The organism is Conexibacter sp. JCM 18997 (genome assembly GCF_055391915.1).
Map to the genome: position 1 here is coordinate 2,693,136 of NZ_AP043885.1, position 14,926 is coordinate 2,708,061.

Sequence of the window (14,926 nt, forward strand, 5' to 3'; positions counted from 1 at the left end):
GGGGCGTGAGCGACTTGATCACGCGCGAGGGCTGGAGCTTCCGCCACGTCGACCGCGTCCGTTTCGCGGACCTCGACGCGATGCGCCACCTCAACAACGTCACGTTCCTGACCTTCTTCGAGTCGGCCCGGATCGCCTACGTGACCGCGCTCCTGACCGACTACCAGCCCGAGCACCGCGACGCGTTCGGCCTGATCGTCGCCGAGGTGCACATCAACTACCGCGCCCCGGCCTACTACGACGAGGAGATCCACACCTGGCTGCGCCCGGCGGACATCGCCCGGTCGGCCTTCCGCGTGGAGTTCGAGATGCGCGCCGGGCGCGATGATCGCCTGCTCGGCGAGGGCTACGCCGTCCTGGTCGGGTTCGACTACGGCATCGGCAAGTCGATGCCGCTGCCCGACGAGCTGAAGACGAAGCTGTCGGCCAGCGCCGTCACGCCGGCGGCCGACGGCCCGCGCTCGGCCGATCCGCGCGCGATCTAGTGCACTAGTCGACGCTCGGCTCGCGCAGCACGAGCGCTGCGGGCGCGTAGAGCACGCACAGCGCGATCGCGGCGAGGAACAGGGGCTCGAAGCGCAGGGCGACCGCCGCCGCGCCGAGCACGAGCGGGCACAGGCCGGCGAGGACGAGCAAGGTGATGGTGACGCGGCGGTCCATGACCGCGTAGTCGGCCGGGCGCGACCGGAGTGGAGCGCGAATCCTCAGTCGGCGACGACGTGCACGTGCTCGGGCGCGACCGTGGCCCAGGCGATCCCGTCGCGGGCCACGCCGTCGGCCGTGTCGACGTCGGCCGTCAGGCGGTCCGTGCGCACGCGGATCCGCCCGTGCTCGGGCGTCACGGCGGCAACCCGGACCGGCACCGCGAGCCCATCGGCCGGCGCCGCGCCGAGCAGCGCCACGTGCCACGGCGCGACGGCCACCGCGACCCGGCCGCGCGCGGCGGGCGCGATCGGCAGCCGGCCGCCCCCGTCGACGGCGAGCACCCCATCGGCCACCTCGCCGTGCAGGACGTTGGAGCCGATGAACCGGGCCACGAACGCGTCGCCCGGCGCCTCGGCCAGCTCGGCCGTGGGCGCGAGACGGCGCAGCTGCCCATCGACGAGCACGCCGGCGCGATCGGCCAGCTGGGTCGCGTCGTCCCAGTCGTGCGTGACCAGCAGCGTGGGCAGCGCCAGCTCGCGCAGCACGTCGGCCAGCTCGCCGCGCACCACGCCCCGGGTCGAGGCGTCCAGCGCCGACAGCGGCTCGTCGAGCAGGAGCACGCCGGGATCGCGGGCCAACGCCCGGGCCAGCGCGACGCGCTGGCGCTCGCCGCCGCTCAGCCGGCCCGGGCGATCGCCGGCCAGGTGCGAGATGCGCAGCCGCTCGAGCAGGTCGTCGGCCCGCGCCGGCCCGCCGAACGCCACGTTGTCGCGCACGCTCATGTGCGGGAACAGCGCGTAGTCCTGGAAGACGAGCCCGACGCGGCGGCGCTCGGGCGGCAGATCGATGCCCCGGGCCGTGTCCAGCCAGGTGTCGCCGTCGACCATGACGCTCCCGGAGCGCGGGCGCAGCAGACCGGCGACGACCCGCAGGACAGAGGTCTTGCCGGCCCCGGACGGGCCGACGAGCGCCACCGTCTCGGCGTTGGTCTCCAGGTCTAGCGCGAGGTCGAAGCCGCGAAGGGGGTGGGCGACTTGGAGGCTGAGGAACGCCACGAGGAGATGATCTTGTACGACGCGAGCACGATCGCGCTCAGGACGACGAGCAGGATGCCCAGCGCGAGGGCCACGTCGAAGTCGGCGTCGAGCTGGTCGTAGATCGCCAGCGTCAGCGTCTGGGTCTGCCCGATCACCGAGCCGGCGAAGATGATCGTCGCCCCGAACTCGCCCAGCCCACGTGCGAAGGCCAGCACCCAGCCGGCGGCCAGGCCGCTGGCGGCCAGCGGGAGCGACACGCGCCAGAAGCTGCGCCAGGGCGACGCGCCCAGCGTGCGCGCGGCCTCGACCATCCGCGGATCGACGGCCTCGAAGGCCGCGATGCCCTGGCGCAGGTAGAACGGCGCCGCGACGAAGGTGACCGCCAGCACGACGGCCCACTGGCTGAAGGGCAGCACGATCCCCTGATCCTGGAGCGCGTCGCCGAGCAGGCCGCCGCGCCCGAACGCGGCCAGCAGCGCGATGCCCGCCACCGCGGGCGGCAGCACGAGCGGGAGCTCGGTCAGCGTGACCAGCGCGCCGCGGCCCGGGAAGCGCCGGGTGGCCAGCAGGAACGCGGTCGGCGTGCCGAGGCCGATGATCAGCGCGTTGGCGATCGCGTTCGTCCGCACGGTCACCCAGATCGCATCGCGGACCGCCGGATCGTCCAGCAGCTTCGGGATGTCGGTCAGCGGCACCTGGGTGAACAGGGCCACGATCGGGATGGCCAGGAAGGCGAAGACGACCGCCGCCGCGAGCGCCAGCAGCGCGTCGAACGGCGATCGCCGGCTCACGCGCTGGGCGGCACCCCGAAGCCGTACTTCTGCAGCACGCCGCGCCCGGCGGCCGAGCGGACCGCCTTGATGTAGGCCTCCGCGCCGGCCGTGTCGGCGCCGGGACGCTTGACCGCGCAGATCTGGTAGCGCACGGCGGGCTGCGCCCACTGGGGCACCCGGATCTCCTTGGTGTCGGCGGCGGCCAGCTTGGCGTCGGTGTGGTAGACGAAGCCGGCGTCCGCGGACCCAAGACGGACCTTGGCGGTGACCGACGCGACGTCCTTCTCCTGGCTGACCGTGTTGGTCGACAGGACGGAGGAGAGCCGCAGGCGCGAGAGCAGCAGGCGCGTGTAGTCGCCGATCGGCACGCCGGCGGCGCCGATGGCCAGCAGCTTGCGCCCGGAGCGCAGCGAGTAGACGTCCTTGATCCCGCCCGGGTTGGCGTTGGGAACGATCATCACCAGGATGTTCGTGGCGAACGTGACCGGGCGGCCGCACAGGCCGGCCTTGAACAGCGCCTGGGCCTCGTTGGGCGAGGCGGACGCGAACACGTCGGCCGGCGCGCCGCGCTCGATCTGGAGCTCGAGCGTGTTGGACGCGCCGAAGCTGTAGGCCGGGGTGCCGCTGATGTCCGGGAAGGCGCTGCGCAGCGAGGAGGCCGCGTAGACGTTCAGGTCGGCCTGGGCGGCGGCGGGCGCGGCCAGCGCACCCACCACGAGGAGGAGAGGCAGGAGTCGTCGCATGTCAGGAGCTCGGGTAGCCGGTCGCCTGAAGCAGGGTGTCCAGCTGGGCACCCGCGGCATCGAGGTCGATCGGAGTGGGCAGGGTGGCCACGGCGAGGACGCCGCGCAGCGTCCGCAGTGCGGACAGGTCCTGGGCGTCGCTGGCCAGGAGCCGGGCGATCAGCAGGCGGGTGGCGTCGTCGGCGCTGAAGGCGGCGCCGGCCAGGTAGACGCCGACGAGCAGCTGCTCGAGGCGCTCGAGCAGGGAGAGCGTGCCCCGCCGTGACGACAGCGCCGACGCGGGCAGCGTGACGGTGTAGTCGTCGGCCGACGGCGCGTTGGCGCCCAGCGCGGCGGTGAGCTGGGTGACGTGGTCGGCCTTCTGGGTGATCAGCGTCTTGAGCAGGTCGCGCTCGGACGCCGACCAGAACCGGGGCGACTTGGCGGCGGCGCGGTAGGCGTCGAGCGACACGCGTTCGGCCAGGACGCCGAACTGCAGGAAGCCGATGTCGTCGCCTTGGGGCGTCGGGGTGGGAAGCGCGGCGGCAGCGGCGGTCGCGGTCGGGACGAGCGTCCCGACGGCGGCGACCGCGCCGAGGCGCAGGAAGGAGGCGCGGTTGAGCACGATACGTAAGTATTACCTAGGTTCATGCGCCCGTGGCAACCGATCATCCTCGTCGCCCTGCTGGCCCTCGCGGGCTGCGGCTCCGACGACGCGCCCACCTCGACCGCGACGACCGCCGCGGCCAAGCCCGCGCTGGCCGCCGCGCCGGCCGAGCCGGGCGAGACCGTCTTCGAGGGCGACCTGTCGCCGAAGACCCACGGCCCGATCACCCTCGACGGTCGCTACCGCGTCACCTTCGAGCAGTACGACCCGGCCGACCCCGACCAGCGCTTCGCGGACCAGACGCCGTTCGTCGTGGACCTGGAGAAGCGCGAGGGGGTGCCGGCCATCCACCTGTTCAAGGCGGCCGCCGCTCGCGGGACCGTCACCCGCGAGCTGCACGGGCGCTACTACGTCGACGTGAGCTTCGGCGACTTCCCCTACGTCGTGCGCTTCACCCCGGCGTAGGGCCCGAGTCCGGCAGGCCGAGCGGCGACTAGTAGTTGCCGCTGATGTAGTCCCACGCCCGGCGCAGCCGGTGCGTGAAACCGCCTTCGACGTCGTCGGGCCCGGCTTCCATCGCCGCCGCGCTCTCCGTCGGCTCGTGCAGCTCGCCGGCGGTGACGTTCAGCTCGACGCCGCGCTCGAAGATCTCGGCGACCTGCTCGGCGTCCGCGAAGCGCAGGCCGCCGGGCAGGCGGCTGGCGTCGACGATCAGGCCGTCGAAGATGTCCACCTCGGGATCACCGAGCACGTGGTCGACCACGCCCACGTGCTCGCCCGCGCTGTCGTAGACGTCGGCGCCCTTCTCGAGGACGAGGTAGGAGATCGGCTGTCCGAGATCGGCCATCGACGCGAGGATACGGACCGAATCGCTCAAATGTCGCCGCTGGAATGCCGACGTAGGGAAGGTGATGCCCGACGCGCCATCTCTCGTCGCGCGCCTGCGGGCTCGGCTGCCCCGGGGCAGCACGCTGCCGCAGCCGGTGTGGGAGCGGCGCAACCGGCTGATGGGCTGGATCCTGTGGGGCCACGTCGTCGGCCTGCCGATCTTCGGGCTGGCCCGCGGGTTCTCGGTGCTGACCGTGCTGCTGGCCATGGTCCCGGTCGCGTCGTGCGCGGTCCTGGCCGCGTCGACCACGCTCGGGCGCACCGCGCGCGAGGTGGCCACGACGATCGGCCTGCTGACCTGCTCGGCCGTGCTGGTCGCCTTCTGGGATGGCGCGGTCGAGGCCCACTTCCACTTCTTCGTCGTCGTGGCGCTGCTGGCCACCTACGAGTCATGGGTGCCGTTCCTGCTGGCCTTCGTCTACGTCGCCGTGCACCACGGCGTGTTCGGGACGGCCTGGCCGGAGCTCGTCTTCCAGCACAGCGACCCGTGGCTGTGGGCCGGCATCCACGCCGCGTTCATCGGCGCGCTGGGCATCGTCTGCCTGCTCACCTGGCAGCTGGCCGAGGAGCAGCGCGACGAGTTCCGCGCCGCGTTCGACCGCGCCCCGATGGGGGTCGCCCTGGTCGGCGACGATGGCGTGATCGTGCGCGGGAACGAGGCGCTGGCCCTGCGGGTCGGTGTCGACACGCACGAGCTCGACGGCGTCCCCCTGACCCGGTTCATGATCCCCGACCCCGACGACGCCCCGTGGCCCCACGCCACGCCGCGGGCCGTCGAGCGCCGGTTCATCGACCACGACGGCACCGAGGGCTGGGGCCTGTGGCAGTACTCGCGCGTCGACCGCCACACGTGGGTGATGCACGTGCAGGACATCACGCTCTACAAGCGCGCCCAGAACGACCTCTCCTGGCAGGCCAACCACGACTCGCTCACCGGCCTGCCCAACCGCGCCCTGTTCGAGCAGCGCCTGCGCGGGGCCGTCGAGCGCCGCCGCCACGACCCCGCCGCCGCCGGACGCGTGGCCGTGCTGTTCGTCGATCTGGACGACTTCAAGGTGGTCAACGACTCGCTCGGCCATGACGCGGGCGATCAGCTGCTGACCGTCGTGGCCGACCGCCTGCGCAACGTCGTCCGCCCCCACGACGTGATCGCCCGCTTCGGCGGCGACGAGTTCACCGTCCTGCTGGCCGACGTCCTCGACGAGACCGAGGCCCGGCGGGTCGCCGAGCGACTGGCCCAGGCCCTGCGCGGCCCGATCGTGCTGGGCGGACAGCGGCGCTACGTGACCGCGTCGATCGGCCTGTCGATCGGCGACCAGGACGGCCAGGCGCTGCTGCGCGACGCCGATGCCGCCATGTACCGGGCCAAGGAGGCCGGCAAGGCGCGCACCTCGGTCTTCGACGCGCCCATGCGCGAGGCCGCCGTCGAGCGCCTGGAGCTGGAGACCGCGCTGCGGGGCGCCGTCGCCCGCGACGAGCTGCAGCTCGTCTTCCAGCCCATGGTCTCGCTGCCGGGCGGCCGGGTCGACGCCTGCGAGGCGCTCCTGCGCTGGGACCACCCGACGCTGGGGCGCATCACGCCGGACCGCTTCATCGGGCTGGCCGAGCAGACCGGGCTGATCGTGCCGATCGGCGCCTGGGTCGTGCGCGAGGCCTGCGCCATCGCCGCGACGTGGCCCGAGGACATCGACGTCTCGGTCAACGTGTCGCCCCGCCAGCTGGGCACGACCGACCTACCGGAGATCGTCCGGGGCGCCCTGCACCACAGCGGCCTGGCCCCCGAGCGGCTGTGCCTGGAGATCACCGAGACGGCGCTGCTCAACGACGCCGACACGATCGGCGGCACGCTGTCCGCGCTGAAGGACCTCGGCGTGCGGCTGGCCATCGACGACTTCGGGGTCGGCCACGCCTCGCTGATGCACCTGCGCCGCCTGCTGCCGGTCGACACGCTGAAGATCGACAAGTCGTTCGTCGACGGGATCGTCTCCGACGCCGAGGACTCGGCGATCGTCGCGGGCGTGGTCAAGCTCGCGCACTCGCTCGGCCTGATCGCCGTGGCCGAAGGCGTGGAGCACGCCGAGCAGGCCGACATCCTCACCGAGATGGGCTGCGAGTCGGCCCAGGGCTTCCTGTTCGCGCGCCCGCTCGAGCTCGACGCCCTGCACGAGCTGCTCGCGCTGCAGACCGCGCGTCCGTAGTTCCCACGGACACGACCTGCGGCGCCGGGCGGATTTCGCCGCGGGCCCGGCGATCGATGCTCATGCCATGAGCACTCACCCCCATCCGCAGGACGACCGCCCCGACGCCAGCGCCCAATCCCTGCTCGTCTGGCTGGGCATCGCGATGCTGATCATGACCGGCGTGATCATCGTCAGCATCACCGAGCTCGGCGTGACCGGCGGCATCGTCCTCGCCTACGGCGCCACCCTCGTCGCGGTCGCCGCCGTGCTGGCCTACATCATGAAGTTCATCGGCCCCGAGGATCACTGAGGCCGATGGCCCGATCGTCGTGCGGCTCGTGCGCCGGCTGCCTAGCCGCCGGCCAGCACGACGTCGTAGCCCTCGCCCTTGAGGACCGCGACGACGACGTCGCGGTGGTCGCCCTGCAGCTCGATCACGCCATCCTTGGCCGAGCCGCCGACGCCGCAGCGCTTCTTCAGGCGACCGGCCAGCTCCTTGAGGCCGGCGTCGTCGAGCGGGACGCCCGAGACGGTCGTGACGGCCTTGCCGCGGCGGCCCGCGACCTCGCGGCGGACCTTGACCCGCCCGCCGGCGGTGGGCGCTGAGCCGGACTTCGAGGAGCGCTGGGCGTCGCGGCGGCGGTCACCGCTGTCGCTGGACCAGACCAGGCGGGGCTCGTTGGGCGCCATCCCGGGTAGGCTATTGATTGACTCGCCAGTCAACGAAAAACCAAGCTTGGGAGAAGAGGGTGGACGAACGGGTGGCAGTCGTCGGTTCCGGCGCGATCGCGTGCGGGCTGGCGGCAACGGCTTCAGCCAACGGACAGGTCGTGCTGTGGGCTCGCTCCGACAGCTCGGCAGAGCGCGCGCGCAAGACCGTCGACAAGGTGTGCTCCAAGCTGGACGAGGGCGTAGACGCCGGCCGCGTATCCGTCGCCACGGACCTCGCCGCGGTCGCTGAGGCCAGCATCGTCGTCGAGGCGATCTCCGAGGACCACGACGCCAAGGCGGCGCTGCTGAAGGACGTGGCAGCGCACGTCAACGGGCACACGATCATCGCGACGACCACGTCGTCGCTGTCGGTCGAGGAGCTCGCGGCGGAGTCCGGTCAGCCCGAGCGGTTCGTCGGCCTGCACGTGTTCAACCCGGTGCCGAAGATGAAGCTGATCGAGCTCGTCTTCCCCAAGGCGGCCACGCAGGAGACGCGCGACCGCGCGCGGGCCCTGTGCGAGGCGCTGGGCAAGGAGGCCGTCGAGGTGCCCGACATCGCCGGGTTCGTCGTCAACCGGCTCCTGTTCCCCTACCTCTTCTCGGCGGTCACGCTGATGGAGGAGACGGGGCTGGAGCCCGAGGCGATCGACACGTGCATGAAGCTGGGCGCCGGGCACCCGATGGGGCCGCTGGCGCTGATCGACTACGTCGGCCTGGACGTCTCCAAGGCCATCGGCCAGTCGATCGGGACGCCGATTCCGTCCACGATCGACCGCCTCATCTCCGAGGGCGCGCTGGGCAAGAAGGCCGGCCGCGGCCTGTACGACTACTCGGCCAACTAGGCCAGCTAGGCCAGGTTCTCGCGCAGGAACGCGACGATCCGAGGGAAGCTGTCGGCCTGCGCGGCCGCCAGCCCCTCGGGCGTCCCGCCGAACGCGATGCCCGACGTCCAGGTGGCCGACGTGGGCAGCACCGGATGGCGCAGGAAGTGCCCGCAGTCGGCGTAGCTGAGCAGCGCGTCGCCGGCGTGCCCGCCGCGGCGGGCCTGGATCGCCTGGGCCATCACCGGTGACGGCCACAGCTCGTCGCTCTCCCCCACCACCAGCAGGATCGGGGCGGCGACGCGCTCGGCGGGCAGGACCGCCTCCGCGGGCGCGTCGGCCACCGGGAACGACGTGGCCAGGTGCAGCAGCGTCGGGCGATGGTGCTGCTTGTCGCGCCCCTCCATGAGGGCGTTGCGCAGCAGCTCGTGCATCGTCGCGTCGGGATCCATCGGCGCGTAGGGCAGCGGCTGGCCGCCCAGCGTCCACGCCGGCGTGTCGGGGATCGCGCCCTCGTCGCCCAGCGCCTGCCAGGCCAGCGAGGACGGCGACACCAGCACCAGCGCGTCGGGCGCCATGCCCTCGACCAGCGCGGCCGCGGCGAGCGTGCCCTCCGCCCCGCGCGACTGCGCCATCACGCCCACCTTGCCGACGCCCGGGCGACCGGCCAGCCAGGCGGCCGCGTCGCCGATGCGCTCGAGCGGGATCTGGGCGATCTGCTCGGGATGCTCCGGGTCGTCGGTCAGGCCGATGGCCAGCGTCGCGAAGCCGTGGCTGGCCAGCAGCGACGCGGTCGAGACGATCGAGTCGATGCCGCCGGTGCCGGGCACCATCACGACCCCGGGCACCGGCGCGTCGCCGTCGGGCGTGAACAGCAGGCCGCCCCAGCGCGCGTCGCCGACCTGCGTGCGGGTCACGTCGGTGCCGATCAGGCGGCGGGCCAGCGTCGCGCCCACCGTCTCGTCGCCCACGCGCGCGGACACCGTCACGGCCATCGCGTCGCGCGGCGGCGCGAACAGGTCCAGCGGGCCGTCGTCGCCGGGGACCATGCCCTCGATCAGCTGCAGCGGGCGGTCGATCGTGCCGTCGGCGCCCACCGTGCGGTGCACCTCGCCCTTCCACAGCCGCCCGAAGCCGTCGAGCGTCTGCGCGGTCAGCGCCACCGGGGTGCCCGGCGCGGCGCCGGTCACGGTCAGCGAGAGCGGCGCGTCGGCCAGCGCGCGCGCCGGCGTGGCGGTCAGCGCCAGCGGCCCCACCTGCGCGGCGGGCGCCACCGGCAGCTCGACCGGCTCGCCGACCGGGCCGGGGCCGGTGGGCGGCTCGCTGAGCTTGGCCACGAACCAGTCGGGGAACTTGGCCGAGAAGATCGCCGCCAGGCCCAGCCCCGTGTAGGGGATCACCCAGTAGCCGATGATCGACAGCGTGGAGCCGCCCTCGTGGATCGTCGCATCGCCCTGGAAGGCGGGCGGGATGATCGAGGACAGCGTCATCACCCCGAAGGCCACGACCCACACCCACGTGATGATCGTGTTGATGTAGAGGAAGCCGGGCTTGGCCGCGTCCTCCGCCGGCACGGACTCCACCGCGTACTGCATCGTGAACGGCTTGTGGATGACCACGGACGTGAGCGCGATCGCGAACAGCGCGGCGTTGGTCAGCGGCTGGATCCACTGCTCGAGGAAGTGGTCGTTGCTGGCGAACGTGACGATCACCAGGATCGTGAACGCGATGGCCCCGCCCACCTCGAGGATCTTCGGTCTCCCGCCGCGCACGAGCGACTGCACGGTGACGATCAGGCTGAGCAGGAACGCGATCAGCACCGCGGTGCGGAACGAGACACTGCCGATCAGGATCCAGTAGACGATCCAGGGAGCGAAGCCGGCGAAGACGTTCATCGCGACGTCACGCTACTTCTCGGTGCGGATCGGTGCAGTCAGCGTACGTCGCGCAGGCGATCGGCGAGCACCGCGAACGCGCCGAGCACCAGCGTCAGCCCCAGCAGCAGCACCACGGCCAGGCCCGGTCCGTAGTCGAAGTCGCCCGGCTCGGCCACCGCCGTGAGCACGGCGAAGGCGCCGTTGACGGTCCACTCGCCCGCGTCGCTGAACGCGGCCACGATCGGCTCGAGGATCAGCAGGAAGGCCAGCGTCCCCACGACCGCGACGACCTGGCTGCGCACGACGGCGCCGACGGCGACGCCGAGCGCGGCCCCGAAGGCGAACGCGGCGACGGTGCGCGCCGTGACCTCGACGATCTCGCCCACGCTCAGCGACAGGCCCTGGTCGGTGGCCATGATCGGCAGCCCGATGATCAGGGCGCACGCTTGGATGAGCAGGCCGCCGATCGCGCCCGCCGCCGCGTAGGCGATCAGCTTGGCCCCGGTGGCCGCGAACCGCTTGGGCGAGATCAGGAAGACCGAGGTGATCGTCCCGTGGCGATGCTCGCCGGTGGCGCCGACGACGCCGAACAGGATCGGCAGGACCGGGATCGGCCAGGGCACCGCGACCGCGTCGCTCTGGTCGGACGCGCTCGTCGGGTGCCCGAGCAGGGTCTGGGCCAGGACCGACAGCGCCAGCAGCGCGAGCGTGAGCAGGCCGAAGCCGATCGCCGTGCGCGTCGTGCGCAGCTTGATCAGCTCGCCGCGCAGCAGCCCGGTCACGTCGAGCCCGCCTCGGGCGACGTGAGGGCCAGGAAGACGTCCTCCAGCGACTGGCGCTCCTCGTACAGCGCGTGCAGCGGAATCCCCGTGCGCAGCGCGACCTCGCCGACGATCGGGGCGCCCAGGCCGCGCACGCGCAGCTCGCCGTCGGCGTCCTCGACCTCGGCGCCGGCGGCGCGCAGCGCCTCGGCCAGCTCGTCCAGCAGCGCGGCCCGCACGACCACCGCGGTGGTCTCGGCACCGGTCAGGCGCGCGACCGGACCCTGGTCGACGAGCCGCCCGCGGGCGATCACGACGACGTCGTCGGCGGTCTGGGCGATCTCGGCCAGCACGTGGCTGGAGACGAGGACCGTCCGGCCCTCGGCGGCCAGCGCGCGCAGGGTCTCGCGCAGCCAGTGGATGCCCTGGGGGTCCAGCCCGTTGGCGGGTTCGTCGAGGATCAGGATCTCGGGATCGCCCAGCAGCGCGGCGGCCAGGTGCAGGCGCTGGCGCATGCCCAGCGAGTAGCCGCCGACGCGCCGGCGCCCGGCCCGGCCGCCCAGATCGACCTGCGCCAGCACCTGGTCGGCCCGCCGCGCCGGCAGTCCGGCCATCGCGCACAACGCGCGCAGGTGGTCGCGCCCGCCGCGGCCGGGATGGAATCCGGCGCGCTCCAGCGAGGCGCCGACGACGCGGATCGGCTGCTCCAGCTCGCGATACGGGCGGCCGTTGATCAGCGCCGTGCCCTTGGACGCGTGCGCGAGGCCGAGCAGGATGCGCAGCGTCGTCGTCTTCCCGGCGCCGTTGGGCCCGAGGAAGCCCGTGACGGTGCCCGCGCGGACCGCGAAGGACAGGTCCGACACGGCGGTGACGCCGCCGAAGCGCTTGGTCAGCGCCTGGACCTCGATCGCCTCGGCCATGGTCCCGCAGACGCTACCGCGCCTCCGGGCCCGGCGCGCCGGGAAGGGGTCGGTGGCCGGCCCCCGGGCGGGATGGGGACCGGCCACCGGCGCAGAGCGGCGCGTCCACCCCTGAGCGCGCCGCGATTTGCCCTCTGCACAGAGCCACAACGCGACGATCAACCAGAACTTGCGCTATTGCCGGATTCGCGCGACGAGTCGCCGCGCGCTCGTCCTACGGTGTGCGGCATGTCCGCCGCCACCCCCACCGCCGACGAGCCGTCCATCTTCACGCCGGCGCTGAAGCGCCTGTCGACGGTGGTCATCCTGGGCACGATCCTGACGATCCTCGACACGACGATCGTCAACGTGGCCATCGACACGCTCGGGCGCGACTTCGACGCGTCGGTCTCGACGATCCAGTGGGTCTCGACCGGCTACCTGCTCGCCCTGGCGCTGGTGATTCCGCTGACCGGCTGGGCGATCGAGCGCTTCGGCGCCCAGAAGCTGTGGTTCGGCTCGCTGATCGCCTTCATCGCCGGATCGGTGCTGGCGGGCGCCGCCTGGTCGGTCGAGTCGCTGATCTTCTTCCGCGTGCTGCAGGGCTTCGCCGGCGGCGTGATCCTGCCCGTGGGCCAGACGATGCTGGCCCGCGAGGCGGGCCCCACGCGCATGGCGCGCGTGATGGGCGTGATCGCCGTGCCCGCCCTGCTGGCGCCCGTCCTGGGCCCGGTGATCGGCGGCGCGATCGTCGACGGGCTCTCGTGGCGCTGGATCTTCTACGTCAACCTGCCCGTCGGCATCGTCGCGCTCGTCGTGGCCTGGATGTGGCTGAAGCCCGACGAGCACCACAAGCCCGACACGCCGGTCGACCTGCTGGGCATCGCGCTGCTCTCCCCCGGCCTGGCCGGGGTCGTCTACGGCCTCAGCCAGGCGGCCACCGAGGGCCTCGGATCGGCGCAGACGCTGGTCGGGACGTTCGGCGGCCTGGCCCTGATCGCCGCCTTCGTCGTCCACGCGCTGCGCTCGCCCCATCCGCTGATCGACGTGCGCCTGTTCCTGGACCGCACGTTCGCCACGGTCAGCGCGACGATGTTCGTGTTCTCCACCGTCCTGTTCTCGTCGATGTTCCTGTTCCCGCTGTACGAGCAGTCGGTCCGGGGCCTGAGCGCGCTGGAGGCCGGCCTGCTCCTCGCTCCCGTCGGCCTGGGAGCGATGATCTTCATGCCGATCGGCGGCAAGCTGGCCGACACGCGCGGGCCGCGCAACCTGGTGGTCGCCGGCGTGGTGCTCGAGGTGATCGGCAACCTGGCGCTGACCCAGGCCGACGCCGGCGGCAACCAGGTCCTGCTGTGCGCCACCGGCCTGCTGCGCGGCGCCGGCATGGGACTGGTCTTCCCCGCCGTGCTCGGGTCGGGCTACCGGACGCTGTCGCCCGCCCAGATCCCCCGGGCCAGCACCACGCTGAACATCGTGCAGCGCGTCGGCGGCGCGCTCGGCGTGGCCATCTTCGCGGTGATCCTGCAGGCCTACATCGACGGCGGCGGCGGGGCCGGATCGTTCGGCTCGACGTTCTGGTGGGTGACCGCGGGCACCGCCGCGTCGATCATCCCGGCGCTGATGCTGCCCAGCCGGGCGGCCGACACCGACGCCGGTGCCCCCGCGCCGGTCCCGATCCTCGAGTAGGCCTACTCCTCGCCGGAGGGCCCGCGCTCGCGGATGCGGACCGCCTCGATGCGGTTCTCGCGCACGGACTCGACGCGGATCGAGTAGCCGTTGGCCTTGACCGTGTCGCCCCGGCGGGGCAGGCGGCCGAGCTCGGCGAACACGAAGCCGCCGACCGAGTTGTAGGCGTCCGTGTCGACCGGCAGGTGCAGGCCGTGGTCCTCGAGGTCGCTGACCGCGACGTGGCCGCGCACGAACCAGTCGCCGTTGGCCAGGCGGCGGACCTCGCCACCGGCCGGATCGGTCTCGTCGTCGATCTCGCCGACGACCTCCTCGATGATGTCCTCGACGGTGACGATGCCCGCGACGCGGCCGTACTCGTCCACGACGACGGCCATCGAGGAGCGCTCGCGCTGCAGGTCGGCCAGCAGGTCGTCCAGCGGCTTGGTCTCCGGCACGATCGGCGCGGGGCGCACGACCGGTTCGATCGAGGCCTGCGCCCCGTCGGACATGAGCACCCGGGCCAGGTCGTTGGAGTGGGCCAGCCCGCGGACGCGGTCGCGGTTGTCGTCCTCGGTGACGACCAGGCGCGTGTGGCCGGAGGAGATGCAGCGGCGCAGCGCGGTCTCGACGTCCTCGGACAGGTCGACCGTGACGACGGCCGGGATCGGCGTCATCACCTGGCGCGCCTCCTGCTCGTGCAGGTGGAAGACGCCCTCGAGCATGCCCGCCTCGCCCACGTCGAGCTTGCCGCCCGTGCGGGCCTGGGCGATCAGCACCCGCAGCTCGCCGGGGCTGCCGCCCTCCTCGAACTCGGCGTTGGGGTCGATGCGCAGGCCGCGCAGGATCCCGTTGGACGCCGCGTTGAGGCCGGTGATGAACGGCCGCATGGCGATCTCGAACCAGTTCAGCGGGCGCGCGATGCGCACCGCCACCGCCTCGGCGTTGACGATCGCGTAGATCTTCGGGACCTGCTCGCCGATGGTGATGTGCACCGCCGTGACCAGCAGGTAGGCGATGGCGATCGAGATGGCCAGCGAGACGCCGTGCGACAGGCTGCCGAAGATCGGCTCGATCAGCTCGGCGATGGCCGGCTCGCCCAGGAAGCCGATGCCCAACGAGGCCAGCGTGATGCCGAACTGGCTGGCCGACAGGTACTGGTTGAGGTCGTCCAGCTGGGCCAGGGCACGGGTCGCGCCCCGACTTCCGCCGTCGCGAAGCTCCTCCAGGCGTGAGCGCCGAGAACGCACCAGCGCAAACTCGGCGGCAACGAAGAAGCCGTTGACCAGCACGAGTACGACAACGGCGATGAGGTAGATCGCCGTCATGCGGGAGCCGCG

The 14,926-nt window shown here is 72.7% G+C and carries 17 protein-coding genes; 6 read left to right on the forward strand and 11 right to left on the reverse strand.

Features of this window, described 5'->3' with window-relative positions; translation table 11 throughout:
• Positions 1 to 5: 5 nt before the first annotated feature.
• On the forward strand, positions 6 to 485 hold the full coding sequence (locus tag ACZ5UI_RS13700; RefSeq protein ID WP_464187652.1) for an acyl-CoA thioesterase: 480 nt from the start codon (positions 6 to 8) through the stop codon (positions 483 to 485).
• Positions 486 to 489: 4 nt separating this feature from the next.
• Here the strand turns inward: ACZ5UI_RS13700 and ACZ5UI_RS13705 are convergent, their stop codons facing one another.
• The 5 genes from ACZ5UI_RS13705 to ACZ5UI_RS13725 are packed head-to-tail and all read right to left on the reverse strand — an operon-like array spanning position 490 to position 3,802.
• Positions 490 to 660, reverse strand: coding sequence for a hypothetical protein (locus tag ACZ5UI_RS13705; protein WP_464187654.1), 171 nt, complete (start codon positions 658 to 660; stop codon positions 490 to 492).
• A gap of 44 nt (positions 661 to 704) precedes the next feature.
• Positions 705 to 1,700 (reverse strand): ABC transporter ATP-binding protein, encoded by a 996-nt coding sequence (locus ACZ5UI_RS13710; protein WP_464187656.1) that lies wholly within the window; start codon positions 1,698 to 1,700, stop codon positions 705 to 707.
• On the reverse strand, positions 1,643 to 2,473 hold the full coding sequence (locus tag ACZ5UI_RS13715; protein WP_464187658.1) for an ABC transporter permease: 831 nt from the start codon (positions 2,471 to 2,473) through the stop codon (positions 1,643 to 1,645). The genes ACZ5UI_RS13710 and ACZ5UI_RS13715 overlap by 58 nt, the downstream gene beginning before the upstream one ends.
• Complete coding sequence (modA, locus tag ACZ5UI_RS13720; RefSeq protein ID WP_464187660.1) at positions 2,470 to 3,198, reverse strand: molybdate ABC transporter substrate-binding protein; 729 nt, start codon at positions 3,196 to 3,198, stop codon at positions 2,470 to 2,472. The genes ACZ5UI_RS13715 and modA overlap by 4 nt, the downstream gene beginning before the upstream one ends.
• 1 nt (position 3,199) lies before the next feature.
• Complete coding sequence (locus tag ACZ5UI_RS13725; protein WP_464187662.1) at positions 3,200 to 3,802, reverse strand: ferritin-like domain-containing protein; 603 nt, start codon at positions 3,800 to 3,802, stop codon at positions 3,200 to 3,202.
• Positions 3,803 to 3,826: 24 nt separating this feature from the next.
• Here ACZ5UI_RS13725 and ACZ5UI_RS13730 point away from each other — a divergent pair, with 24 nt between their 5' ends.
• Positions 3,827 to 4,249 carry a hypothetical protein gene (locus tag ACZ5UI_RS13730; protein WP_464187664.1) on the forward strand — a complete coding sequence of 141 codons (423 nt, stop codon included), beginning with the start codon at positions 3,827 to 3,829 and terminating at the stop codon, positions 4,247 to 4,249.
• A 28-nt stretch (positions 4,250 to 4,277) separates the two neighbouring features.
• Here ACZ5UI_RS13730 and ACZ5UI_RS13735 read toward each other — a convergent pair whose 3' ends face one another.
• On the reverse strand, positions 4,278 to 4,631 hold the full coding sequence (locus ACZ5UI_RS13735) for a PRC-barrel domain-containing protein (RefSeq protein WP_464187666.1): 354 nt from the start codon (positions 4,629 to 4,631) through the stop codon (positions 4,278 to 4,280).
• Positions 4,632 to 4,695: 64 nt separating this feature from the next.
• Between ACZ5UI_RS13735 and ACZ5UI_RS13740 the strand changes: the two genes are divergently transcribed.
• Together ACZ5UI_RS13740 and ACZ5UI_RS13745 are read left to right on the forward strand one after the other, a co-directional pair.
• A complete protein-coding gene (locus tag ACZ5UI_RS13740; RefSeq protein WP_464187668.1) occupies positions 4,696 to 6,870 on the forward strand; it encodes a putative bifunctional diguanylate cyclase/phosphodiesterase in 2,175 nt (724 codons plus the stop codon).
• A 67-nt stretch (positions 6,871 to 6,937) separates the two neighbouring features.
• The gene (locus ACZ5UI_RS13745; protein WP_464187670.1) at positions 6,938 to 7,162 is read left to right on the forward strand and encodes a hypothetical protein; all 225 of its coding nucleotides are present in this window, start codon (positions 6,938 to 6,940) and stop codon (positions 7,160 to 7,162) included.
• Between the two features lie 41 nt (positions 7,163 to 7,203).
• Here the strand turns inward: ACZ5UI_RS13745 and ACZ5UI_RS13750 are convergent, their stop codons facing one another.
• On the reverse strand, positions 7,204 to 7,542 hold the full coding sequence (locus ACZ5UI_RS13750) for a stress response translation initiation inhibitor YciH (RefSeq protein WP_464187672.1): 339 nt from the start codon (positions 7,540 to 7,542) through the stop codon (positions 7,204 to 7,206).
• A 71-nt stretch (positions 7,543 to 7,613) separates the two neighbouring features.
• Here ACZ5UI_RS13750 and ACZ5UI_RS13755 point away from each other — a divergent pair, with 71 nt between their 5' ends.
• On the forward strand, positions 7,614 to 8,405 hold the full coding sequence (locus ACZ5UI_RS13755; protein WP_464187674.1) for a 3-hydroxyacyl-CoA dehydrogenase family protein: 792 nt from the start codon (positions 7,614 to 7,616) through the stop codon (positions 8,403 to 8,405).
• Between the two features lie 5 nt (positions 8,406 to 8,410).
• On the opposite strand, the gene ACZ5UI_RS13760 is transcribed toward ACZ5UI_RS13755, so the two are convergent.
• Genes ACZ5UI_RS13760 through ACZ5UI_RS13770 form a run of 3 tightly spaced genes read right to left on the reverse strand, consistent with a single transcriptional unit; the run spans position 8,411 to position 11,942 of the window.
• Complete coding sequence (locus ACZ5UI_RS13760; protein WP_464187676.1) at positions 8,411 to 10,279, reverse strand: acyl-CoA thioester hydrolase/BAAT C-terminal domain-containing protein; 1,869 nt, start codon at positions 10,277 to 10,279, stop codon at positions 8,411 to 8,413.
• 38 nt (positions 10,280 to 10,317) lie between these two features.
• Entirely contained in the window at positions 10,318 to 11,043 is a 726-nt protein-coding gene (locus ACZ5UI_RS13765; protein WP_464187678.1) for a hypothetical protein, read from the reverse strand.
• A complete protein-coding gene (locus ACZ5UI_RS13770; RefSeq protein WP_464187680.1) occupies positions 11,040 to 11,942 on the reverse strand; it encodes an ATP-binding cassette domain-containing protein in 903 nt (300 codons plus the stop codon). Before ACZ5UI_RS13770 ends, ACZ5UI_RS13765 begins: the two co-directional genes overlap by 4 nt.
• Positions 11,943 to 12,170: 228 nt before the next feature.
• Between ACZ5UI_RS13770 and ACZ5UI_RS13775 the strand changes: the two genes are divergently transcribed.
• Positions 12,171 to 13,607, forward strand: coding sequence for a DHA2 family efflux MFS transporter permease subunit (locus tag ACZ5UI_RS13775; protein ID WP_464187682.1), 1,437 nt, complete (start codon positions 12,171 to 12,173; stop codon positions 13,605 to 13,607).
• Positions 13,608 to 13,609: 2 nt separating this feature from the next.
• Here ACZ5UI_RS13775 and ACZ5UI_RS13780 read toward each other — a convergent pair whose 3' ends face one another.
• Complete coding sequence (locus ACZ5UI_RS13780) at positions 13,610 to 14,914, reverse strand: hemolysin family protein (RefSeq protein ID WP_464187684.1); 1,305 nt, start codon at positions 14,912 to 14,914, stop codon at positions 13,610 to 13,612.
• Positions 14,915 to 14,926: the final 12 nt, after the last annotated feature.